Origin of the sequence: Tepidibacillus decaturensis (genome assembly GCF_001561915.1) — a bacterium.
Lineage (GTDB): Bacteria > Bacillota > Bacilli > Tepidibacillales > Tepidibacillaceae > Tepidibacillus_B > Tepidibacillus_B infernus.
Window position 1 is genome coordinate 2,392,228 of the sequence record NZ_LSKU01000001.1, and the last position, 25,564, is coordinate 2,417,791.

Annotated in this window: 19 protein-coding genes and 1 pseudogene; 4 read left to right on the plus strand and 16 right to left on the minus strand. The window is 35.1% G+C overall.

Annotation, left to right across the window (positions count from 1 at the left end; all coding sequences use genetic code 11):
• Nucleotides 1-387 precede the first annotated feature (387 nt).
• Genes U473_RS15280 through U473_RS11205 form a run of 7 tightly spaced genes read right to left on the minus strand, consistent with a single transcriptional unit; the run spans nucleotide 388 to nucleotide 4,910 of the window.
• Nucleotides 388-582, minus strand: coding sequence for a hypothetical protein (locus U473_RS15280; RefSeq protein WP_235589110.1), 195 nt, complete (start codon nucleotides 580-582; stop codon nucleotides 388-390).
• Nucleotides 522-1,226 (minus strand): energy-coupling factor ABC transporter ATP-binding protein, encoded by a 705-nt coding sequence (locus tag U473_RS11180; RefSeq protein ID WP_235589111.1) that lies wholly within the window; start codon nucleotides 1,224-1,226, stop codon nucleotides 522-524. Before U473_RS11180 ends, U473_RS15280 begins: the two co-directional genes overlap by 61 nt.
• Nucleotides 1,223-2,065 carry an energy-coupling factor ABC transporter ATP-binding protein gene (locus U473_RS11185; RefSeq protein WP_068726385.1) on the minus strand — a complete coding sequence of 281 codons (843 nt, stop codon included), beginning with the start codon at nucleotides 2,063-2,065 and terminating at the stop codon, nucleotides 1,223-1,225. The genes U473_RS11180 and U473_RS11185 overlap by 4 nt, the downstream gene beginning before the upstream one ends.
• Nucleotides 2,062-2,829, minus strand: a complete 768-nt coding sequence (locus U473_RS11190) for an energy-coupling factor transporter transmembrane component T family protein (protein ID WP_068726387.1) — start codon at nucleotides 2,827-2,829, stop codon at nucleotides 2,062-2,064. The genes U473_RS11185 and U473_RS11190 overlap by 4 nt, the downstream gene beginning before the upstream one ends.
• Before the next feature lie 13 nt (nucleotides 2,830-2,842).
• Nucleotides 2,843-3,445: an ECF transporter S component gene (locus U473_RS11195; protein ID WP_068726389.1), complete on the minus strand. Its 603-nt coding sequence runs from the start codon at nucleotides 3,443-3,445 to the stop codon at nucleotides 2,843-2,845.
• Between the two features lie 16 nt (nucleotides 3,446-3,461).
• Nucleotides 3,462-4,211, minus strand: coding sequence for a nucleoside phosphorylase (locus U473_RS11200; RefSeq protein ID WP_068726391.1), 750 nt, complete (start codon nucleotides 4,209-4,211; stop codon nucleotides 3,462-3,464).
• A gap of 15 nt (nucleotides 4,212-4,226) precedes the next feature.
• A complete protein-coding gene (locus U473_RS11205) occupies nucleotides 4,227-4,910 on the minus strand; it encodes a Crp/Fnr family transcriptional regulator (protein ID WP_161937330.1) in 684 nt (227 codons plus the stop codon).
• Nucleotides 4,911-5,142: 232 nt separating this feature from the next.
• Between U473_RS11205 and U473_RS11210 the strand changes: the two are divergent.
• Nucleotides 5,143-5,889: pseudogene (locus tag U473_RS11210) on the plus strand (IS4 family transposase).
• Nucleotides 5,890-6,583: 694 nt separating this feature from the next.
• Nucleotides 6,584-6,661, plus strand: a complete 78-nt coding sequence (locus U473_RS15730; protein WP_201024221.1) for a VanZ family protein — start codon at nucleotides 6,584-6,586, stop codon at nucleotides 6,659-6,661.
• Between the two features lie 159 nt (nucleotides 6,662-6,820).
• Here the strand turns inward: U473_RS15730 and U473_RS11220 are convergent, their stop codons facing one another.
• From U473_RS11220 to hutG, 6 genes are all read right to left on the minus strand, one after another.
• Nucleotides 6,821-9,097 carry a S8 family peptidase gene (locus tag U473_RS11220; protein WP_068726400.1) on the minus strand — a complete coding sequence of 759 codons (2,277 nt, stop codon included), beginning with the start codon at nucleotides 9,095-9,097 and terminating at the stop codon, nucleotides 6,821-6,823.
• A gap of 22 nt (nucleotides 9,098-9,119) precedes the next feature.
• On the minus strand, nucleotides 9,120-10,229 hold the full coding sequence (locus U473_RS11225) for an ATP-binding protein (RefSeq protein WP_068727654.1): 1,110 nt from the start codon (nucleotides 10,227-10,229) through the stop codon (nucleotides 9,120-9,122).
• Nucleotides 10,230-10,466: 237 nt separating this feature from the next.
• Entirely contained in the window at nucleotides 10,467-11,804 is a 1,338-nt protein-coding gene (locus tag U473_RS11230; protein WP_068726402.1) for a YjiH family protein, read from the minus strand.
• 102 nt (nucleotides 11,805-11,906) lie between these two features.
• Complete coding sequence (gene hutI, locus U473_RS11235) at nucleotides 11,907-13,175, minus strand: imidazolonepropionase (RefSeq protein WP_068726404.1); 1,269 nt, start codon at nucleotides 13,173-13,175, stop codon at nucleotides 11,907-11,909.
• Between the two features lie 11 nt (nucleotides 13,176-13,186).
• Complete coding sequence (gene hutU / locus U473_RS11240; RefSeq protein ID WP_068726406.1) at nucleotides 13,187-14,842, minus strand: urocanate hydratase; 1,656 nt, start codon at nucleotides 14,840-14,842, stop codon at nucleotides 13,187-13,189.
• 30 nt (nucleotides 14,843-14,872) lie between these two features.
• Nucleotides 14,873-15,826, minus strand: a complete 954-nt coding sequence (gene hutG, locus U473_RS11245) for a formimidoylglutamase (RefSeq protein WP_068726408.1) — start codon at nucleotides 15,824-15,826, stop codon at nucleotides 14,873-14,875.
• Nucleotides 15,827-15,974: 148 nt separating this feature from the next.
• Between hutG and U473_RS11250 the strand changes: the two genes are divergently transcribed.
• Entirely contained in the window at nucleotides 15,975-16,856 is an 882-nt protein-coding gene (locus U473_RS11250) for a LysR family transcriptional regulator (RefSeq protein ID WP_068726410.1), read from the plus strand.
• Between the two features lie 456 nt (nucleotides 16,857-17,312).
• Here U473_RS11250 and U473_RS11255 read toward each other — a convergent pair whose 3' ends face one another.
• On the minus strand, nucleotides 17,313-19,952 hold the full coding sequence (locus tag U473_RS11255; protein ID WP_068726412.1) for an S-layer homology domain-containing protein: 2,640 nt from the start codon (nucleotides 19,950-19,952) through the stop codon (nucleotides 17,313-17,315).
• Nucleotides 19,953-20,167: 215 nt separating this feature from the next.
• Between U473_RS11255 and U473_RS11260 the strand changes: the two genes are divergently transcribed.
• Complete coding sequence (locus tag U473_RS11260; RefSeq protein ID WP_068726414.1) at nucleotides 20,168-22,435, plus strand: O-antigen ligase family protein; 2,268 nt, start codon at nucleotides 20,168-20,170, stop codon at nucleotides 22,433-22,435.
• A gap of 27 nt (nucleotides 22,436-22,462) precedes the next feature.
• Here the strand turns inward: U473_RS11260 and U473_RS11265 are convergent, their stop codons facing one another.
• Both U473_RS11265 and U473_RS11270 read right to left on the minus strand, forming a co-directional pair.
• Entirely contained in the window at nucleotides 22,463-24,442 is a 1,980-nt protein-coding gene (locus U473_RS11265) for a polysaccharide biosynthesis protein (protein ID WP_068726416.1), read from the minus strand.
• A 32-nt stretch (nucleotides 24,443-24,474) separates the two neighbouring features.
• Entirely contained in the window at nucleotides 24,475-25,503 is a 1,029-nt protein-coding gene (locus U473_RS11270; protein WP_068726418.1) for a Wzz/FepE/Etk N-terminal domain-containing protein, read from the minus strand.
• Nucleotides 25,504-25,564: the final 61 nt, after the last annotated feature.

Here is a 25,564-nt window from a genome sequence, read left to right on the forward strand (position 1 = left end):
TTAACAAAAAGAAAAAAGGATACCAAAATGCCAAACTTTTGTTTCTTCCTGCTCCAATTTTTCATATAACTTAGAAGAATAAAGAAGGCTTAAAGAAAAGGGGGCTTGGGCAATGAGCGATGAATACCACCAATCTTTAACCGGATATAGTGATAGCCGCTGGTCTGGATTCAAATTGAAAGCATAAAAAGACCTGCTACCTGCAGGTCTTTAAATCTTAGTGATTATTTATATACGTCACCACGGTTGTCAATCGTCAGAATATATACTCCTCCCACGACACAAATTCTAAGTTATTCTTTAGTTGGCGTTTTTCTTCTTCACTTAAATCGATTTCTTCCAGTTCCATTTATAAGCTCAGCAGGAAAAGGATCTGAAATCTGATTGTCAGGGATTGCTGTCTGACCCTCCAGTCTCTTTTTTCCCTATCCGTTCTTTCAGCACACTAATCACTTCCTCGTCAGTGATATAGCTTCCTTCTAACCCGAGTTCATGGGCAATTTGAGTAACAGATGGTTGTTCTAAGTGTGCTTTTTGGAGTTTTTCTTTTTGGGCAAAAATATCTTTACTTGATCCATCCATGAGTACGTTTCCTTGGTTGAAGACAATGATCCGTTCAAAAATTTCCGCGGCAAAATCCATGTCATGAAGAATACATAGGACGATCTTTCCTTGCTCATGAAGTTCTCGAATGATTTTTTTAATATTTGTTTTCCTGCATGATCTTGCCCCATAGTGGGTTCATCGAATATGACTACATCCGTGTCCATTGCGAGTATGGATGCAATGGTAATCATTTTTCTCTCAGATAAGCTTAAATCATAAGGATTCGTTTCTATGTATTGTTCTAGATGAACCTTTTTAAGGGCTTGAAAAGCATTATTTTTTGCTTGCAGTTCATCCTGTCCAATATTTAAGGGGCCAAACATCACTTCACTAATGACCGTGTTCTTAAAAATTTGATCATTTGGATTTTGGAATACTAAACCGATATGTTTTGCAAGACTAGCCACTGTATAGTCCTTCGTATTTCTCCCGTCAAAAATGATTTCACCTTCTGTAGGTTTTAATAAGCCTTTGAGCAATTTTACAAAAGTAGACTTTCCAGCACCATTTTGTCCAATGATTGCTGTAGGTTCGCTACCTAGATGTAAATTGATTCCTTTTAAAACCTCATTTTCAGGTGTATAGGAAAAATGAAGATTCTTAATTTCTAGTGATTTCATAGTTTATCACCAATTTCATGATAGAGTTCTTGAATCGTAATGGGATAATGACCTGTTTGTTTATTTTTAATCCCTAGAGCCCTACTAATCCTAGTAACAGCTGGGGCGACGATTCCATGGGCCTCTAAATCATCACGGGAGAACACCTTAGCTGGAATATCAAAATCGATTAATTTTCCATCATTCATCAATAAAATTCGATCTGCATATTGTGCCATCTTCTCAATCTTATGCTCTGCCATAATGATGGTAATTCCTTCTTTCGTAAGGTTTTCCACCACTTTAAACACTTCATCAGACCCTTGTGGATCTAATTGTGATGTCGGTTCATCGAGAATGAGAATGTTTGGTTTCATCGCAATGACACTGGCAATAGCTACTCTTTGCATTTGTCCTCCAGATAGATCAAAAGGATTTTTGTCTTTAATAGCGGAAATATCCAGTAATTCAAGACTTTCCTCAATTCTATCTAAGATAACATCTCTTTCTATTCCTATATTTTCCAATCCAAAAGCGATTTCTTCAAAAACGGTATATTTTGATCCCGTCATTTGAGAAAAAGGATTTTCAAACACAAGTCCTACATGAGCAGCAATTTCTCCTACTTCATGCAGCTTGACTTCTAGTCCATTTACGATAACATTTCCCCCGTATGCCCCTTTAAAAAAGTGAGGAACAAGGCCAGAAAGTGCAAAGCAAAGAGATGATTTCCCTGCTGTATTTCTGCCAATTAAACCAATAAATTCTCCCTGTTTGACTTGAAAAGTGATATCATCCAATGCAAGGTGATCGGTGTCAGGATATTTATATTTTAATCCTTCTACTTGAATGATGCTCATGATAAGATCCTCCAAACGATAGCAGCGATAAGAGCTGTCCATAATATAACCTGAATTGTTTTTTGATAACTATACTTTTTCGTTTCGTTTAAAAAGGTCTTTTTGATTCCTGTATTAAAGCCTCTCACTTCAAGTGCTATGGCCCGTTCACGCGTACTGTTTAAGGAATTGAGTACAACGGGTCCAATAAGCGGGAAAAATGCTTTCATACGCACGAGTAGATTCCCTTCTGTTTCCATTCCTCTTGAACGTTGGGCATCGGTTATTTTTTCCATTGTTCCACGCATTTGGGGGATCAGTTGTAAAACAGATAAAAAGACATACCCGATTTTAGGAGAGAGTCCCTTTTTGATCATGTCTTCTACCATTTCATCATGCTTGGTTGTCAGAATTAAGATCCCAAATGACATAATCATATTCATCACACGTAACGTGATGAGTGCTGCAATGCTTAATCCTTCCTTAAAAAAGGTTACAGCACCGATTGAAAATAGAACGGTTTGGTTTTCAGGATGGAAAAAACCTTGGACAACGATAATTGAGATAATTAAGATCATACTAAGTCCTAAGGCCGGCAAAATTTTTCGAAACACTTTTCCTAAGATAAGAATAAGTAAACTTGTCATCGCAACGGATAGAACAAATTCAAGTTCTGGAATAATGTATGTGATGGCGATACTCACCATCACATACAGGACTTTCGTAAGCGGAGCTACTTTGTGTATGACTGAATCTTTTTCTACGTACAGGGTCATCGAGCTCATCTATATCATCCTTTTATAGTTCTTCGATTTTCTCACTGCCTCGAAAAATTGTATTAAAATTCTTTGGTAAGCCTTTGAAAATAAAATAACTAATAATAACAGTTGCAACCTTATCTGGTACATCAACGACTACGCTGTCGCCAAAGGATGCTAGCCACATTGGGAGATCATAGGATACGAGAAACGCATAAAATGCATCTCCCCATACGTTACCTGTTTGGCCTCCCCAGAAGATAATATTCAATGGAGTGGAAACGACTGCAGCAACTAAACCAACGACTAAACCCATCATAGTTACAGACTTTAAGTTTTTAAGCCACCCTTTGTAAGCCATGATCCCAACAACTAAACCGATTGCACCGCTTGTGACTGCATATACGGTTGAAATAGGGTCGACCGTTATACCAAATATAATATTATTAATGATTCCAGATAAAGCTCCAATAATTGGCCCTGCTAACATACTTGCTAAGATGGTACCAATTGAGTCTAGCCATAATGGTAGTTTTAACAAACCTGCAAATAATTTCCCTAAATAGTTGATCCCTATTGCTGCTGGGATCAGCGCAATCGCAGCAGTTGAAAGCTTTATTGTCCACATACTGTTTTTACCCATAGCTTAATCCTCCTCTTTATTTAGATTTATTGTGAATGGAAGCAATTGCCTCCAAGGCCACCTTGATTTGATTTTGTTCCCCTTGTGCAGATAGCTTTTCTCCCTCAACAAGGTTGTTAATGCCTGTTTGTAGATTCCCTTTTGACGGGACGACAACATTTAATACAGAGGCGGTTTGTATTCCTCGCAATGCTCCTAAGACAAATAATGTAGACGTTTCCATATCAGATCCTAATAGTCCTCTTCTAGACCAGTATTCATCAATATTGTCCTCTTGGTCTGTATAAAAACTATCATGGCTTCGTATAATCCCCATATGGTACGGAATATTTTGGATTTCTGCCACTTGCCTTAATGCAGCTACTAGATGATGGTTAGCTATGGCTGGAAAAATAGATTCAATATAAGCTTTCGAAGTTCCCTCATCGCGAACGGATCCTGTAGCAATAATTAAATCACCTAGATTAATATAATCTTGTAATGCACCACTACTCCCAATTCGTATGAGTGTGCTTACCCCAATATTCGCTAGTTCTTCAATGGCAATGCCTGTTGAAGGCCCACCAATTCCTGTGGACACCACTAGGATGGGAATATCCTTATAGTAGCCTAAAATACTCTTATACTCTCGATTGTAAGCTAAATCTTGAACATGTTGTAGATGTTGTTTAACCTTATCCACTCTTTTCGGGTCTCCTGGAAGTAATGCGTATTTTGCTTTTATTTCACTTGTTAACTGAATATGTGGTTGTAACTCAGTGGACATGTTATTTCTCCCTTCTTATTCCAACATACTATTTTCCCTTTCTTGCTTTAGACGATCAATATCGAGAATCTTAATCCCATCGTTTATGAATTGGATAATCTTTTTTTCTCTTAACTCACGCAATATACGATTTACGCTTCTTAAGGTGACCGCAAGTTGTTCGCTTATCTGATTTTTGCTGATACGGATGATCTGTTTGTTTTTACGGTTGGGTTCCAATTCCTTTAATAAAAGATTGCACAAGCGATATTTTAGTGGATATAAACTATCTACACCCGACTTTGTAGCTAGGTTATATAAATATTTTGCAAGACTACGATTAAAATAATAGCTCATATGGTTATCGATATTCAGCCACTCAAGGAAATCTTCAACCTTAATTCCAATTAAAGTAAGGTTCGATAGAGCTTTTACGTTTGAGACAGAAGGATATCGGTCAAAAATTTCTATTTCACCGATAAAGTCTCCACTTTGATAAATGGCTTGAGAATAGACTCTTCCATTTTCGGACATTACATAAATGTTAGCAGTTCCTTCAACAATGATATAAAATCGATCAATCACCTCACCTTGATTGATCACAACATCTCCTTGTTGAAAGTGATAAACATCCATCTGTTTTAAAATTCGAAAAGGACAGTTTTTCAAAATTTCATATAAATGTTTATTTTCTTCAATTAATTTGATAATCTTTTCCAAATTCATCTTTCTCCTTAATTTTAAAAGATATGTACGATGGAGGGATAGGACATGTGTCCTATATGTCTCCATTTTATTTAATAATTCTGATCACTAGCGTTGCATTAATTAAATCTGATGATTCAAAATAATAGCAATCTTCAAAAATTATATGTCCATACAACAAAAAAATCCTTTACAATGGAAGTACAGGTGATTCCTGTCCAAATCCAATAGTAAAGGAATTCATGTTATGGACAAGAATACACTAATTTCGTCATTTGGTAAATGGGTTTCACCCATAAATTTTAAAAAAATTTTTGAACATGTTGAAAATGGTAAACAAGATTACTACATCAAGAAACTTACAACAGAGGCTTTTATTAAACTTCTGCTTTTTGCTCAGCTGCATGAAACCGAGAGTTTACAAGCCATGAGTGATGCACTACTTAATGTGTTTGACCGCGGGTATGTTGACTATGAACGTTTTAATCGAATGACAGATGATGGTTACTTCTTTGTATCAAGGCTAAAGAAAAATGCCGTCATACGAGAAATCGAACGTTTTACTCTTCCCGAAGGTAGCAAGGTTTTAGCTGATAAAATGGTCTACATCGGGACACCACAAAAACGGGCAGAAAATATCTTTCGCCTTCTTGAGGTGATCGATACAAAGGGGAATAACCTTCGGTTAATCACGAACCGATTTGATTTGAGCGCCGAAGAAATCAGTGAAATTTACCGATCACGCTGGACAATTGAACTATTCTTTTAATGGCTCAAGCAGCATGTTGAGATCAAACATTTTTATGGAATGAGTGAAACGGCAATACAAAATCAAATCTACTTAGCACTAATTACTTATTGCTTAAATGTTCTCGTGCAACTTGAGATGAAGAGTAAGAAATCTTTACTTCAAATCACTCGCTGGTTAAAGGCTGCGATTTGTAAGCCAGCATATATTTGGTTACGTCGGTTTGACGAACGATCTAGCACATAAATAAAAGCATGATTCCTGTCACTCCAGTATTTAAATGTATATATTTACCAAATGGACAGAATCACCTTTTCTTTTTTACTGAAAATTTTGACTATATTTATGCAACGCTAGTGAATTCTGATTAAATAATATAACATTTTAGGATAAATGTCTTAGGGGTATGAAAATATATCCCATAAATGTTGCCATATTGTAAGAGTCAAACAGACCACACGGAAATAAAAAAATGGCAAAATAAAAGCAAAAAAGACCTACTACCTGCAGGTCTTTTTTCTTAGTGATTATTTATATACATCACCACGATTGTCAATTGTCAGAATATATACTCCTCCCACGACACAAATTCTGAGTTATTCTTTAGTTGGCGTTCTTCTTCTTCACTTAAATCGATTTCTTCTGGTTCCATTTCTAATATTTCATCTCAATCTGGACATTTATGAGTTAGGGACAGAAATTTCAGGTAATCATAAGCTGATTTTTTAGCAGATTCAGGAAGGTTTCGGATCAATTTAACTAATTCATCATTATTAATTGTCATTATACAAACCCCCTTTAATTTTCTGTGTAAAAACAATTCTTTAGATAATATTATACTTTTTTAATCGATTTGATCTCAACAACAATTTATTTTTTTAAAAAACCACCTGTTTAAAGAAAGAACCCTATCTTATAAAAAATAGATAAGGTTCTTTCCATGTTCATGGTCTTATTTCTTTATGCCATGAGCGATGAATACCACCAATCGTTAACTGAATTTCGTGTTGGGCACTAGTCAGATGTGGCGATTGACAGTATAGGGTTCGTTATTGCATTAGTAAGCTATTGGTTGTTTCAACTAAAGGTGAAAGGAGAATATCAAAATGGATTTAAAAATGCTCACGTTATTTTTGTTTCATGCTCTAGCTTCGGCAACGCAGGCATCTTCGAATAATTATTTCACTGGAACCATTACTTCATTTCTATTTTTAATTTCAATTGGTTCCAAAATTCTAAACTCATTTAAGATGTCTTCATATAAATTACCAGCGTATTTAGGAATATTGATGGTTACCACAACTGCATAATCAATTCTATTACTACTACCATTCCTACCCATTCCATGTAATACTAAAAATGGTCTCTCTAAGGAGTTAACTTTCATACGTTTCCATTTTTTGACGACAGTATCCCATTTTAAGTCATTTCTTCTTGCAAGCTCAGTTTGATAACGTTCAGGTGAATTAGTAGCTGGTAAACTACTTTTTTTATACCCTCCATTTAACAGCTCTTGAATTTTAATTTTATCCAGATCAATATTTAGGATTTTACTCTTATTGCCTTTTGTAAATTTATATTTCTTACTATGTGGATAGAAAGTATCCTCTATTGCCGATTCTGTATAATCTTCAATATGTAATGGGTTTACTTTTGATAAAGTTACAATTGTCCAAGAAAAATGTACATCTGATGAAATAGATATATTTAAAGGTAATGGTATTGGAAGTTTTGCTAAACCAGTAGGGTTCATCGAATTAGAATAGATAATGTGTACGCGATTTCGATCGCACCTTAGGATATCGTCTACGCTTTGATCAATTATTCCATAACCAATTTGTTCATCTACTAGATTTGGGTTTTTAGCAGAATGTATTAATAGCGCTCTAGCAACTAATGGAGTGAAACGATTACATCTTCCTATTATTTCTGCTGCTTTACTTGCAATTATCGGAGCTGAAAAGCTCGTACCAGCTGAAAGTAGTTTTGTTTTATCATCTGCAAAATTTAATAAATGAATAGGGAATCGACTATCTCCACCAAACGCACAAAGATCAGGTTTTACCTTGCACCCTTCTCTACCCCCACCTACGCAGCTATAACTTGCTCTTTTCCAATTTGTAGACTCGTAATCATAAGTATAAGCACCTACTCCAAGTCCATTAACTAGGTCTGCAGGGGATTGTATTCTATTATAAGGCGAAGGTCTTTCTCCATCATTTCCAACTGCAACCACAAAAAGTTTCCGATAGTTCCATGCCAATGTATCTAATGAATATGTAAATCTAGAAATTTCATCATCGAATATTGGACCAACAGGACCAAATGATAAATTATAAACATCAATATCATGTCTAGTCGGGACTACTTCTTCAATTAAATCAATAGCTTCATATAGATCTAAATCTGTTGGGTCACTCAATGGTAATACGCGAAAACTTTCCACAAAAACAACTGGATCTTCAATCCGGTTATTTGCCTCATATTGATTTAAATCTCCATATAGGGCTACACCAGCTACAGCTGTACCATGTTCTATACCTTCTTTAATTGCGACAGTATTTACAGATTTATTCTCTTTACTATATTTTGTTAAAAAAGGATGCGACGAATTAATCCCACCATCGAAAATCCCCAATTTTATTTGGGAAATCGCTTTTCCTATAGGGGGTAATAATAAATTGGTATCATTCGTTGAACCTCTTAGAGAAGGGAAAAAATTTAATCTTAAAGGATGAACAGTTCTCAAAGGATTAAAATCAGCAATATTTTTTATAACTTTAATATCCACCACTGCGCTAACAAACGTCGGCCCATCATCATACTCCCTTATTTTTATTGTGTTCTCTTGTACCCCTTGGTTTAACAGGTTTTCCTTAAATTTCCCAACCATTACATCATTTTCTTCATTATATGGGTGGAGTACAAATTCAACGGCCCCTTCCCTCCAATCATCATCAAAGCCCTGAATTACTTCGCTAACATCCAATAAGGAAAATTCTTCAATTTTCCTTATATCATTTTTAAAACTATCCGACAACAAAGCCTCGTCAGATGAAAGAATTTTATCAAATGAAGATAAACCCTCTTGATCAATTTTAACAAAGTGCATTTTACTATACTTCAATTCATCGTCTTTTTGAAATACCCATCTTCTTGATCCGATATTTTGCAATTGAGTTTGTCTAAATAGGGTTTCAGGTGTATATGATTTTGCAAGAAACTTTTCATTTAGCCTTAAAGTAATAACAACTTCTTTCATTCTTTTTTCTTCTGGAATTTTTTCTATTCGCAACTTTACCTCTTCTACTTGTTTTTTAACTCTATTTTTTGCTTCATTGTAACTTCTTGGATATACCGTTTCTCCTCCCCCATATGATTTCTGAATAGGTTCAATCATCTTTTCACCATTGCCTATTATCGGCATATAATCCTGTTTTGACCTGTCAGACATAACATTCTCCCCCCTTAACACTTTATTTAATACTTGACTTTAGATGATGATTCACTGTTGAAACACTAATACCTAATAAATTAGCAATCTTCGCTTGGGATATTTTCCCTTCATAAATTTCCTTTAATGCAAAAATTAAAATTTTATTAAAGTTTGAACGGTCATCATTATTCACTTCTCTTAATTTTTCAATTAGTACCTTTATGGGATCGGAACCATTAATGATAGTTTGACGAAGTACATATTGACTGATTTGTTTAATATCCGACGGACTAACATGATTAAACGCTTTAGCTATCGCTTTTATAATTATATCTTGAATTTCTATAGTTCCTTTGTTCATATTTAATTTCCATAACTTAAATCTTTGTTCTTCACCTGGTAATGGTATTTCAATTTTTAAATCAAATCTTCTCCAAATTGCCTTATCCAAGAATTCATGATGATTGGTTGCCCCAATTATAATTGAATGAGTTGGCCATTCTTCTAATTCCTTTAGTAGCACATTAACAATTCTTTTTAATTCCCCTAAGTCAGTTGGATCATCTCTTCTTTTTGCCACTGCATCGAATTCATCAAGGAGAAGTACCGATGGATTGTTTTTCCCATAATCTAGAACTTTCTTCAGGTTCTGCCCGGTTTTACCTAAATAGCTTGATATTGCAGACGATAAATCTAACGTTATTAAAGGCAATGATAAACTATGGGCTATAAACTTGGATAATAAAGTTTTCCCAACTCCTGGTGGTCCATAAAACAAAATACTATTAGGTGGTTTTAAATCATTAGCTATTAATTTTGAAATTTGTTTTCTTTCCGCTAAAAATTGTTTAATTAATCGTTCTACATGGTTATCTAAAACAACAATTTCATCAAATGTTGTTGAGTCGTTAACATTTACTAATGACATAAAAGATTCATTGTCAACCGGGGGAGGTGTAATACCTATTGACCTAGTGAGCGGCGCCCCAGCGCTATATGTAGAAATAATTTCTGCTAATTCCATCGATAATTTTGGGTCATCCTCTTTTATTTTTCTAATTATTGAAAGAGCAGACATTTCAACAGTTCTTATATCTCCTTCTAAAGAAGCCCGAATCAAGGATGGTAATTGTTTATAAACCGCATTCATTCGATACACACCTTTCATATTTACTTATCGAATAATAATATTATAAATATTACCACCTTTTTTAGTCAATATTATTCGAATATAACAGCAAACATAACTTTATCGAATGGAAATTTCCTTTAATAAACATAAATCTAAACTTAAAAAACCTCCTAGGAATAACATAATCCAAGGAGGACTTAACTTATTAGTTAACTCACAATAACTGCATAAATACAATAATACTTGACCAAGTCATTATAGCAGTAAATATGCAATCGGTGCTGTAATAACAATCGTTAGAATCGTTCTTTCTATCCAGATTACTAATAACTTAAGAATGCTGATGGGGATATCGGTCGACAAAATAACCGGCACGACGGCTGAAAAAAAGATAATAGCTGAAACACTAACCACACCAATAACAAATTTCGTTATTAATGTTGCTTCTGTAACTAATAAAGCAGGTAAAAACATTTCTGCAATTTCCATTGAAGCTGCTTTAGCAGCTAAAAATGGTTCAGGCAAACGAACAAGCCATGTAAAAGGATAAAAAATATAGCCAAGAATATCAAATACCGGAGTATATTCTGCGAGTACTAATCCTAATAAACCTATGGACATGATTGAAGGAAGGATTGCCATTGTCATCACTAATCCGTCTTTTAAGTTCATCCAAATATTTAATAATAGATTAGGTGCTTGTTCGGCCACATTCATTGCTTCCTTCCAAGCTACTTTTAAGCGATCCTTTTGAAATTTTTCTTCTGGCTGACCATCAATATCGTTATAATAACCATCACTCATTTTACTTAACGGCCATAAACGAACTGTAATGACTGTTACTAAAAACGTTACAATAAGTGTAACCCAGAAATAAATATTCCAAATGTCCATTAATCCAAGTGTTTTGGCTACAACAACCATAAATGTTGCCGAAACAGTCGAAAAACCAGTTGCGATTATTGCAGCTTCTTTAATTGTGTATTTCCCTTCTTTAAATACCCTGTTCGTAATTAACAGTCCAATTGAATAGCTTCCGACAAATGAGGCAACAGCATCAATCGCAGATCTTCCTGGTGTTTTCCATACAGGTCGCATAATAGGTTGCATGAGAACACCTATAAATTCTAATAACCCGTAACTAACGAGCATAGCTAGGAAAACTGCTCCAATCGGAACCAATATACCTACTGGAGTGACCAAACTATTAAATAGGAATGGTCCCATATCTGGTGTAAAAAGCCAAGCAGGGCCAAATTGAAAATTAATCATAAATGCTATAATTAAACCTAGGATTTTAAAAAAGGATAATACAATATTTACCTTATCCTTTTTCCAAGTTCCTTTTACAAATGGATAAATAGCACCCGATGCAATTATGATTAACAAATAATAAGGTACCAGATTAGGAACAAGATCACGAACAAAAGTAACGAGATGATCAAGCATAATGGAAGATTTGCCATTGATCGTAATTGGAATAAAGAACATAAAAATCCCAATTAAACTATAAACACTAAATTTTGCAATGTTTTTACTATTATTTGTCCTGATTTGTTTTATTTCAGGATTAACCGTTTCAATCTTACTCATAGACACACCTCTTCTCTAAAATTTTAAATATTCAGACTATTATTTTTTGAAACTTCCCCTAGCAAAATTTTTACTAGGGGTTATAAGGCTTAAAGAGTATGTTTAAATAACTATTTTCCCTTCTTTTACAACTAAAACTCCACTTTTGATCACTGTATCAATATGATTCATTCCATACTGATAGGAAAGAAATAAATAATTCGGTACATTAAAAATAGCGATGTCTGCTTTCTTCCCTGGCTCTAGGCTACCAATTTCTTTAGCACGTCCGATGGCATGGGCGGCATTAATCGTTGTAGCCGTAATTGTTTCCTCAGGTGTCATCCCCATTTGTAGACATCCCAAATTCATTATAAATTGAAGTGAAAATGTAGGAGAAGAGCCCGGGTTCGCGTCGGTAGATAAGGCAATTGGAATGCCACTATCAATCATCTTTCTTGCTGGAGCAAACTTGGCCATTAGGAAAAATGCCGTTCCTGGAAGAAGTACTCCTATTACTCCCTTTTCAGCCATCATTTTGATTCCTCTTTCAGACGCGTTTAATAGATGATCTGCTGAAATCGCTCCAACCTCTACCGCAAGTTCAGCCCCTCCATATGGTTCAATTTCATCAGCATGTATTTTGGGGATTAAACCAAACTGTTTTCCAGCCTCAAGAATGCGGCGGGATTGTTCAGGTGTAAAAACACCTTTCTCACAAAAAACATCATTAAATTCTGCTATTCGACTTTCAGCTACGGCAGGAATCATCTCCTGAATGATTTGATCTACAAAAAGATCCGGATTTGTTTTAAACATAGGTGATACAGCATGAGCACCCATAAATGTGGAGACAATATCGACTGCATGATCTTCATTTAATTGCTTTGCAACTTTTAATTGTTTTAATTCGTGCTCAAGACTTAAACCGTATCCACTCTTTATTTCGACTGTTGTAACTCCGTTCAATAAAAATACATCTAACCGCTTTGCTGTTTCCATATAAAGCTGTTCGAAGCTAGACTCTTGTGTTGCGCGTGTAGTAGCATGAATCCCTCCTCCCTCATTCATAATATCCATATAGGTTTTTCCTTGAAGTCTCATCACATACTCTTTTTCCCTTGAACCAGCATAGACGAGATGGGTATGCGGATCGATAAGTCCAGGTGTAACGATTTTATTTTCCGCTTTAATCACTTCAGCCTTATCTATTACCTCGTGAAATTGTTGTCGTATATCTTCGTCCTTGCCTACCGCTAAAATTTTATTTTCTTGAACCAAAACGCTCCCATTTTCGATTACATAAAGATTCTTCATTTGCTCTTTTATCGCTGGTGTATCTGAATGACCTTGCAATGTAATTAACTGTGCTGCTTTTTTAATGTATAACATTTTATAACCCTCTAGTCATTCAGCATTGGAATATGAATCCCATTTTCTTTTGCCGTTTTGATTGCTAACTCATACCCGGCGTCAACGTGTCGAACGACTCCCATCCCAGGATCAGTTGTAAGTACTCTTTCTAGGCGTTTTTCTGCTTCCTTAGTTCCATCAGCAACAACAACCATTCCTGCATGGATGGAGTAACCCATCCCAACACCACCACCATGATGAACACTAACCCAACTTGCACCTGCCACACTATTAATAAGCGCGTTTAATATAGGCCAATCCGCCACTGCATCACTGTCGTCTTTCATTGCCTCAGTTTCGCGGTTGGGTGAAGCCACAGATCCTGAGTCTAAGTGATCTCTGCCTATCACAATCGGTGCTTTTAGCTCTCCACTTGCAACCATATCATTGATCAATTTGCCAAATCTGGCTCGTTCTCCATAACCAAGCCAACAAATTCGTGCAGGATACCCTTGGAAACTAATTTTTTCACGTGCCATCCGAATCCAATTACATAATGGTTCATTATAACTAAATTCCCTTAAAATCACTTCATCTGTTTTATAAATGTCTTCTGGATCCCCGGATAATGCTACCCAGCGAAATGGTCCTTTTCCTTCACAAAATTGCGGGCGAATATAAGCAGGTACAAACCCAGGGAAATCAAAGGCTTGTTCAACTCCTTGATCCTTTGCCACTTGACGGATATTGTTGCCATAATCGAAGGTAATCGCACCTTTTTTCTGCATTTCTAACATTGCTTTAACATGTTCAGCAATACTTTTCTTCGCTAATTCAACATATTTTTCTTTGTCGTTTTTCCTTAGTTCAGATGCTTCAGCTAAAGTGAAGTTTGCAGGGATATAGCCATTTAGCGGATCGTGGGCTGAGGTTTGATCGGTTAATACATCAGGGATAAACCCTTTTTCCAACATTTGCGGCAATACTTCCGCGGCATTTCCTAGTAGGCCAATCGAAAGAGGGGTTCCTTCCTTTGCAGCTTGTCTTGCCATTTCAATTGCTTTATCCAAATCATCTGTGGATGTATCCAAATATTTCGTTTTAATACGCCTTTCCATTCGTTCAGGATCAACTTCAACTGCAATACAGATCCCTTTATTCATTGTAACCGCTAATGGCTGTGCTCCGCCCATTCCCCCAAGACCTGCTGTAAGGATGATCTTTCCTTGTAAAGTCCCTTTAAAATGTTGGCGAGCAAGTTCAGCAAAAGTTTCATAAGTTCCTTGTACAATTCCTTGACTTCCTATATAAATCCAGCTCCCAGCGGTCATTTGCCCATACATGATTAATCCCTTTTTCTCCAATTTGTTAAAATGTTCCCAATTGGCCCATGCAGGTACTAAATTGGAGTTCGCGATCAAAACCCTTGGCGCATCTTGATGAGTGCGGAAAACAGCTACTGGTTTCCCAGATTGAATAAGTAAGGTTTCGTCATTTTCTAACTGTTTTAATTCCCTCACAATTGCTTCGTAAGCCTCCCAATTGCGTGCGGCTTTGCCAATTCCACCATAAACAATTAATTCTGCTGGCTTTTCGGCTACTTCTGGATTTAAATTGTTATTTAGCATTCTTAAGGCAGCTTCTTGGATCCATCCTTTTGTATGCAATATGTTCCCTCTATATTGTTCAACCTTCTCTAATGACACACCAACCACTCCTTTCAAAAAATAAAACTCTTACAATTTATAATCAGACATACTCATCATCAATTCAGCTAGCAAATAAGCAGCTAACCGTGCTGTTTTTCCGTTTTCATCTAATTGTGGATTAACTTCTGAAAGATCAAAACTAAGCAGGTTTTCCTTTTTGGCAATATACCGCAACAATTTTCGCACCGTTTTTGGTTCTAACCCAAATGGAGATGGGGCACTTACACCTGGAGCTGCATTTAAATGGATCGCATCAAAACACAAAGTGAGGATCATATAATCATATGTTTGAGAAAATCGATCAATCACTTGAATGGTTTGTTCAATCTTTTCCACCTCTTCTTCATAAAGGTATGTACAATGGTAGGCCTCTGCTGTTTCAAATAGTTTTTTGGTATTTCCAAATCGTTGAATCCCTAAAGCCAAATACCCTACTTGATGATCCTTATCTAAAATTTGCTTAAACATTGTTCCAGAAGTAGCAAATGGTTCAACACGTAAATCAAAATGAGCATCAATATTAATGATTCCAAGCGAAGGCTCATCCCCTAAGAAAGCTCTAGCACCAAGATAATGTCCAAATAAGGTTTCATGACCACCGCCGAGGATGATTGGGAATTTCGATTGATATAACAATTCCCTTACATACAGACCTAATTCCCTTTGCGACTCTTCCAAGTTTCCATCCTCACAAACCACATTTCCTACATCGATAATATTTGAATCTTCTTCTAAATGGTAAGGCAAGTTTGCTAAATATTTCCTGATTTCATCTGGAGCCTTGCCTGCTCCTATTCGCCCTTTGTTTCTTTTCACCCCTTCGTCGCATTGGAACCCAATAATTGCTATTTCTTTTTCTGTATCTGATAATGGCAAATGATCAATTGGATAACATTGCACTCTTTGATGGAGACGTAAACTAGCTTTGTCTACCCCATCCTTTCTGCCAACCCATAGATTTTCTTTTGCATTACGATAAATTGCAGTTCACCTCCAGATATTCTTCATTTTTAGAATTTTTTATATTTTCATGATCTTTTAATTCCATTATATTTTCGATATGATGGGGATACAAATACCTATTTAAAATAGATTTATAGCGATTAACTATAAAATGTAGGTGAGAAGAATGGATGCTCGTGAATTAAAATACTTTGTAACGCTAGTTGAACAGAGAAGTTTTACGAAAGCTGCAGAACATTTGCACATCTCCCAGCCTTCTTTAAGCAATGCCATTAAAAAGTTAGAAAAAGAAATTGGATTAAAGTTAATTGATAGGGATACGAGAAATTTCCAATTAACGAGGGAAGGAGATTTTTTTTATCAAGAAGCAAAAAAGCTGATCCGCCATCATGAGCATATCAATAAAGAAGTAAAGAAAATGAAGCATACAGGTCCAGCTGAATTGGAAATAGGCTTAATTGAAAGCTCTATGCTTTGGTTACCGGAGATTGTGATTGCTTTGAAAGAACAGTACAAAGAAGTTCGCATCAAACTATTGGAAATATTAAGCTTAGAGGAAGTAGAAAAAGCACTTCTTAATTTTGATATTCATCTTGCGATCACGAATCAACCTCTTAATCGGGAAGAGATCCATGTCATTCCAATTTATATGGAAAAATTGGTTGCTCTTTTACCACCAACCCATTCCCTTGCATCTCAGCCTTTTATCCATTTAGCAGAATTAGCGGAAGATCATTTGATTGTTTGCAAAGAAGGTTTTCAATCACGTGAGGATATCTTAAATGCTTTCCGCCAATTAGGAATCAAGCCAAACATACAATTTGAAATAGAAAGGTTTGAGACAGCTACCCACTTAATCGAAAAAAATTTGGGAATCACTCTTGTTCCAGAAAATTATGTTAAATATGCAAAAACGGTTAATGTTGTGAAATCAATAAAAGATATATCGGTAGAGAGAACAGTATATTTAGCTTATGTAAAGAACAGGTTTATACCGGAAATTGTTTGGAAATTTATTGATTTAGTGAAAGAGTTCTTTGGGGAGTAGCCTTTTCCGTATAAAAGTAAAAAAAGAACCCTATAAAATTATGGGTTCTATACATACTAAAATCTTAAATATGCTAGTATTTTTTGATTCCTATTTACTTGAAGAATCTTAAAATCATTTTTTAAATAAAAATCATTTAGATATGGGATATCATCATATTCTACACAAACAATTCGTAAACCAATTAAATCATAAACTAGTTCACAGTTTTCTAGCATCCACTACTAAGCTAGTACGAGTTAAAGCTCTTTTTTCATTTGGAATTGCATTTTTGTGTAGAAAGGTTTCAGTCTCATCTTGAGTTGCCTCAATTAAACTTAATAAGCTAACTACTTGCATTTTCTAGATTTTAATATTTTTGCTGCATTAGCAATCCTTTCTGATTTATTTAGCTTTATATCATACCTTATCTATATCGATCAAGATAAGGCCTCTTCTAAACTAGATAATTGAATTTTAATTTACTTTAATCCCAATCACTACATCATCCAAAAGGTACAAGGTTAAGGATTGGCCCTGTTGTAAATCTCCTAAGTGATAGGTTGCAGTACCTTTCCAAACACGAACATCTTTTGCTAATTGATAGGACTTGTACATTCCTGAGGTATCTTGGATATAGATTCTTCCATCATTTACATTGACGGTTGTTAGTGTTCCTGATACTTTTTCCATTTGTGTGATCAGGATTTCACTACCCACTTCAACCACTTTGACATAATCATCTGTCTTTAGATTATTGATCGACATTTCAGTACCGTTACTATTATAAACAGTTACCGAGTTATTTAGACTGATCGTTTTTTGTCCATCAGAGGTATTTAGAATGAGTTGCTCTCGGTAGGTTTCAATTGAAGCAATCGTTCCATATGTTGGTGGAATAACGTCTATACGTTCCAAATCGTCGCCGATAAATGTTAATTGTACTGTATCTCCTTCTTTTAAGTCCTCGATCGTTGGTTTTGATACGTTTGGAATGGATAGAGTGGTCGAGCTAGATAAATAGTAGTAGTCTTCATCTCCATCAATATCCACTGTAATTCTTTTTCTACTCGTACTGATATCCGTTAAGGTATAGGTTCCTGCAGTTCTTACGTCAATTTTTGTAACGACTTCTTGTTTAATCGTTACGATTATTTCCTGTCCAACCTCTAAATCAGATAAGTCAGGTCTGGTTTCATTGGCAATATTTACGTCTACATCTGGATCTAACCGATAAGTTAAAGTTTGACGTTGTTCGTTTTTAAGGGTAATAAAATCTTCCTGATCATCAATCCGAACAAACTCACCTTCAACCGTATTATTTAAGGTGATTGCATAAATGAGATTATCTTTTAATTTCAAGGAAACTTTCATCCCTACTTCAATATCTTCGATCTCTGGATATCTTAAATCAAGATCTAGGTCAACATAGTCATCAATGGGATATGTCTTTAATTCCCCTTTACTATTCTCAATTGTTAGATAGCGATTCACCGTATCAATACTTTTAACCGTTCCTGTTAAATCGCTAAGATAGAAACGATTGAGTACTGTTAAGGAAACAAGGCGTTGGTTTTCTACAGTAAAGCTGACTTCATCATCCACTTTTAAATCCGCTAAGGTTGCATTGTTAATCCCTTCAATTTGAATATCTGCTTGTTCAGATATTTCATATGCTTTTAGAGAACCATCCGTTAGGCGAAGGGTTAAAATTTGGTCTGATGTGGATACAACCACAACTTTACCGTTTAGGGTTACATTTTGATAGGGTTGAATCATCCGAATCGTAGTAACTTGATCATTTTCCACGACAAGCTCAACTTGATCACCTTTTTGTAAGTCTTTTACCGTTGGAAAGCGAACACCTGCATACTCGACAATGACTTGGTCAGATAAGGAGAAGGCTCTATATTTTCCATTATCTTCTATCATGATGATCTTATTTTCTAGATCAAGGGAATAAATCGTTCCTTTATTATTGGATAGGTTTAAGTTAGATGTTAATTCAATCGTCAGGATTTTATTTTCCATGTCTAAATATAGTATGACTTCATTTCCAACAGCTAGGCTTGAAATATCTACAGAAACTGTAGAACTAGATTTTACTTTTGTATTTTGATCATAACGATAAACATTCAATTTTCCATTTTCATCTTTGATGGTAAGCAATTGATCTGCCACAAGATGTTGTACAATCGTTCCTGTAATCTGCGTCTGGTTAACTGGCATAACTTCATCTAGCTGCTCTAGATAAACAATATAGCCTTGGCTATCTACTCCAAAACGAATTTGATCACCTTGCTTTAAATCTGCAAGTTGAATGCTTGAACCATCTGGATTATATAAAGCAGCTTTACTTGAAAAGATGTATGTTCCTGTAACGCCGTCTTCCGTTTTAATGGTATAAATATTATTGGTTATTGATTGAATGGTACCTACAGGTAATTGACCATCCACATCTGCCATAAAACGGTCAGTTCTGCCAATCATTGTAGCTAATTGTGCCCTTGTTACGGTTGAATTCGGGTTAAATTGAAGTTGGCTATTTGCGTTATAGCTTCCAGTAATGATTCCTTTTTCTGATGCTAATGCAACATAGCCCTTTAAATAACTTGGAATGGAAGAATCATCTACGAAGCTTGTTGTTGCAGTGCTTCCTACTTCATTTTCTGCACCAATCATTCGAATGATCAATTGAGCCACCCATGCTCTTGAAGCACCTTGATTTGGGTTGAATAAATCTGCTTCGATTAGACCTTTTTGCGCAGCAACAGCAACATATCCAATTGCATTCCAACCTTTTGGTAAGGATAATCCTAAATTGTCGATTTGTGTCGTATTAGCAGTTTTAGCCTCATCTTCTAAACCCATTGCTCGAACTGCCATCACGACAGCCTCTAACTGTGATACCGTTTTATCTGGCTGAAAGCGACCATCCCCATACCCTGTTACAACACCACGCAGCTGCATTTTTAAAATATATTGCAGTCCCCAATGTTTATTCCCCACATCTTTAAATGGAGAAAACCCTTCTGCATTGGCAAATGCCCCAAATGGAATTAAGGCAAAGACTAAAATAAATACGAGTACAACGTTAAGTGTCCGTAGCTTCCTCATCAAACCACTCCCTGCTGTATTTTTGTATCTTTTAACTTATTCGACACAGTTCTTCCAAACCCTTCTATTTTGCGACAAATCTCACTTTTTTTCTGATAAAAGGTGTTCTTCAATTGACAAACGTGGTACGATCATAATAGCCCACAAAAGATTAAGTTTGTATATTTCAACTAAAGAAAAAATATTGAATTTATGTAATGGAGTGGTGAATAAAGGTGCAATTGGTTAGAAAATCGATCAACTATCTTGGGTTAGCTAGTATACTCGCCTTTATAATAGGTGCCCCTTATCTAAGAGGTTTATTTTTTGATGTTGATTTTTATTGGATTGAATTAGGAATGATTTCTATTGTTTTGTTAATGATCTTCACCAATATGAAAGAAACTAAAAATGCTTTTCAGCTGCCTGCTGTTTGGTTCCTCTTGCTTATCCCTGTAATTTATGGAATCAATGTCTTTCGTGCTGAAAATCAATTACTCGCTTTTCAACAATTCTTTCGTTGGGTAATGTACGCTTCTATTTTTATTGGGGTTTATTTACTAAAAGAAAAGAAATGGATGAAAGATCTGATTTGGGCTGCTTTTATCCTCTCAACAATTTGGATTGCTATTTTTGGTTGGTTAGGTGCTTATCAGTTAGTAGATTTTAGAGATGCATTTTTAGGAAATCGTATATCTTCTGTTTTTCAATATCCAAATACATTAGGCGCCTTTTTAGCGGCTGGATTGATGAGCCTTCTTATTCGTTCAACATCTGAAAAGAAAGGATTTGCTTTCTCTTCTATTGGATCTTTTCTATTATTTATTACGATGATCTTTACCTATTCAAGAGGGGCATGGTTATTCTTTGCTCTGATATGGGTGATTCCGATCTTCATTCTCAAGTTTCGTGAGCAGTTACTATACCTTATTCATTCTCTTTTAATAGGATTTGGATTACTATTTACTATTGAAAAACTAAATCAAACGATTGTTGATAAAAACAGTTCAACCGGGTTTTTATTGATTGGAATTACATCTGTTGTGGTTTTTTCTATTTATTTTATTTCTCATTATTTGATCTCTAAAATTAACAATAAATTAGTTAACGTAAAAAAGCTACGTTGGCTATTTCCAATTCTCTTAGTTATTGGTATCCTGATAGTTTTTTTTGTGATCAAAGATGGTGTTTTTTTAGATAAACTGCCTAAATCTATTCAACAAAGAATAGCTACTATCAATCTTGAAACAAATAGTGTAGTACAAAGAAACCTCTTTAATCATGATGCAACAAACATGATGAAGGATTATCTATGGTTCGGTGCTGGTGGTGGGTCTTGGAGACAACTCTATGAGCGTTACCAAACATACCCTTATACCTCAGCACAGGCACATAACTTTTACCTACAAACGATCTTAGAAGTTGGAATCATAGGCTTTATCTTTCTTTTAGGTTTTTTTGCTAGTATCTTCTATGATCTCATTCGATCTTTCAAGTTAATGGATACGGATAGAAAAAATCAAATGGTCACTTTTGGTTTTGCAGTGCTTTTCTTATTAGCTCATAGTTTTATTGACTTTAATATGTCTTTTGCCTATTTCTCAGCGATTATCATGGTTCTTTTAGCTTTAATTACTGAACCATTTGATATAAAACTTCAATTATTAAAAGATAAGGCAATTCCCTATTCCTTCTTTACGGTTCTAACTATTATCAGTTTCATAAGTATCATCTGGTTGGGGCGTTTTGTCTATGCTGAAAGGCTAATGACGCAATTTACTGGTAAAACTCTGGTTGAAGCAGAAGGAATCATGGATAAAGCAATTAAAGCGAATCCCTATCAATTAGATTATCGAATGACAAAGATAAACGTGTTGCAATCTATTAGTGGATATAATCAAGACAAGAAAATAGTTAATGATATTACGAAAGAAATCATCACCTTAAAAGATAACAGACGTAAAGATTCAAGTTTTTTATTACAACTATCGCAAAAGATGGGGGCGATGGGGTATATAAAAGATTCAATAGAAGTATTGGATAAAGGAATTAAGAATGGTTCATGGAGAGAACCTCTATATACTCAAAAAATTGTCTATTTATTTAATTATGCACAATACAATAAGGAACAAGGTAAATTAGACAATTCCCAAAAGCTACTAGATCAAATTAAACCATTATATAACAAGTTGATGGAAAAAAGAAGATACCTTGATCAACAAATTCCAACATTACGGTACTCAACGTTTCGTCCTTCTCCAACGATGCTTCAATATGTTGGACAAACGTATATTATTGAAGGAAAATATAATGAGGGCTTAAACTTACTTATTCCATTAACAAAACAAAAAGATGAGAACATTAAAAAACAGGCAATTGCTTGGACAATTTATGCTTATGATAAATTAAAACAACCAAGTAAAGTCAATGAATTTAAAAAATTAGGCCAACCTTTAGGGATAGATCAAATTTTAGTTGACATTTATACAACTTGGGAAAAATAAATTCATACTCAAAAGTAAAGCCACTCCTTAGGGAGTGGCTTTACTTTCTAACCCAGAAGCTAATTCTATCTTTGCTAATTTCAGCTCTTGTTTTGATAACTCAATCTCAAGGTCTTGTTTAATATTAGAATTATAATTATTTCTATTAATTACGTTTAACTTTGTTTCACTGTTAAAATGATATGTCGGGACAATTGTTTTTAATATTTTTTTAATTTCATTAGATGAAGATTTGTTACTTGATACTATATTTTTTAATTTATCTATCATTTTAAACAAATTATCTTTATCATACTCTATTGGTCTTCCAACAAAAATTCGATCGTGTTTTGTTGCCTTTGTGCCTTCTTCATCTGTTAATATTTCTTCAAATAGTTTCTCACCAGGACGTATCCCTGTGTATTCAATTTTAATATCTTTATCTGGTTCAAAGCCAGATAATCTAATCAAGTCTCGAGCCAAAGTATCTATCTTTACCGGTTTTCCCATATCAAGGATAAATGTCTCTCCGCCATGAGCAAGAGCTCCTGCTTGAATAACAAGTTGTACAGCCTCTGGAATCGTCATAAAATAACGAACCATCTCAGGATGAGTTACGGTAACAGGGCCGCCTTGTAAAATCTGTTGTTTAAAAATAGGAATAACACTACCTCGACTACCAAGAACATTGCCAAAACGAACGGCAACAAATTTCGTGTTGCTAATAGCATTTAAATGTTGAACAATCATCTCGGCAATTCGTTTGGTTGTGCCCATGATACTGGTGGGATTAACCGCCTTATCTGTAGATATCATTACAAAGTGAGTTGCTCCATATTCATGCGCACATTCTGCAACATTTTTCGTACCAAAAATATTATTTTTTACTGCTTCACTAGGATTTCGTTCCATAAGAGGAACGTGTTTATGAGCTGCAGCATGAAAAACGACATTTGGTCGGTACGTCTCAAAAACATGGTTCAATCTTCGATTGTCTTGAATATCGGCAATAATCGTTTCTAATTCTAAATTTGGATATTTTCTTCTTAGTTCTAACTCTATTTCATAGATACTATTTTCCCCATGTCCAAGTAATAATAGCCTTTTAGGTGAAAAAGGAGCTATCTGTCTACATAGTTCAGATCCAATTGATCCACCTGCCCCTGTGATTAAAACGACTTTCTCATTTACATATCCAACAATACTAGATAAATCTATTTCTATTGGTTCGCGCCCTAATAAATCTTCTACATGAACATCACGAATCATTTTTACACTAATTTTCCCCGACACCAAATCTGAAACTCTTGGCAATATTTTAATATTCGCTTTTGTTTGCTTACAAATATTAATGATTTCAGCAATTTCTGATTTTGGAGCAGATGGGATTGCAATGATGATTTCTTGAATACCATACCTTTCTACTGCATTTACGATATCTTCCCTTGTCCCTACAATTGGTAGGCCAAGTACCTCTAAATTAAGCTTGGAAGGATTATCATCGATAAAAGCAACAGGGTAAAATTCCGTATCTGGAGAATGTTTTAATTCTTTAGCGATCAATGCCCCTGCATTCCCTGCACCAATAATCAAAGCCCTTTTATGATAGGGCTGGATTTTTAGATAATCATCGCGAATGATTCGCCAAGTTAAACGAGATCCTCCTATTCCAGCAATAATTAACATTAAAGATAATAAGTAAATGGAACGGGGGACTACTACATTCGGGTACATATATTGTATTAAACTATGAAAGGAAAAGAAAAACACTTCCGAAATGGTTACTGCCTTTACTATGGAAATCAGTTCTCCAATACTGGCATATTGCCAAACCCTTTTATATAATCTCATTGAGTTAAAAACAATTAAAATAATTGCCAAATGCATGATGATTACATATGGGATAAAGATAAACAGTTCTGTCCTTACTTTAAAATCAAAACGTAAAAAATATGCCATAATGACAGATACTGCAATAATTACAGAGTCAATCAACGTTAACAATAAATAGCGCAGGCGAAAGCTCAAGATTCCTCCCCGTCCTTTACTTTGATTCAAGTTTAATCTTTTGTATCTACAACAACTGCTTTTCTTATATCTACTGAAGAACTTGTGCTATTCCAATATTCTTTCAAGAAAACCCAAAAAACTCCTAGCATAAAGCCCAACACAGTTGCGATTGCCACATTTAATAATTTATTTGGTTTCACTGGATTTTCAGGTTCAATGACATTTCGTACAACAGAAGCCTTAATTCCTGTTTCTTTTGCAATCTCTTTTAGTTGACCCTCTGCCTTTGTTAATTCAGTATGTTGACTTTCAAGATCACTTAGAGCCAATTGGTTAGCAGCATAATCTTCCAAATACTTAATGTAAGCAGGATTTGGTTCCTCATTTTGAACAGTCAATTTACTTATATTTACCACATTTGTATTCCCTAATCGGGCTGCTAATTCCTGTAGATAGGGATCATCTACAATCGACTTTTGATAGATAAGAGACTTATCGACCTTTGCCATTTCTTCTTTAATCTTAGCTAATTTATTTTTTAATAAAGCCATATCCATTTCCACTTGTCTCTTCGTAGATTTTACATTTGCTGATAACGTATCGAAGTTTTGATCTTCAATAAATTGTTGAAACCTTGCTGTAACAATGTTAGCTAATGCGACTGCATCTTTTGCAGAATGAGCGTTAACTGTAAGATTGACAGTCATTGTATCTTTTACTAAATCTACTTTAATCAAGTTATTTAATGCTCCAGATTGAATCCCTTTCCATTCTGGTGAAATTTTCTTTACTTGTTCTAACATTCTAGAACCAGCAATGACATTATCGAATGCGCTTATCAACGTATTAATTGGAACTTCTTCTTGGTTCATCATCTTACTGATAATTGAACTACTTTCTGTCCCTTTTATTTGTTTAACAACAACCGCCGTTGTTATTTGATATGTAGGCGAGAGAACAAAAAAGCTGATAATAGCACTTACAAACATTGCTGCTAGAGTAACGACTGCAATGGTTTTCTTCCCTCGAAGCAAAATCTCAATCAATTCCCTTAAAGATATTTCTTCAACGTTTTCCATGAATTTTACCACCTTTAAACCTTTATTATGTATTTTATAAACGTGAACTACCCGCCACCTA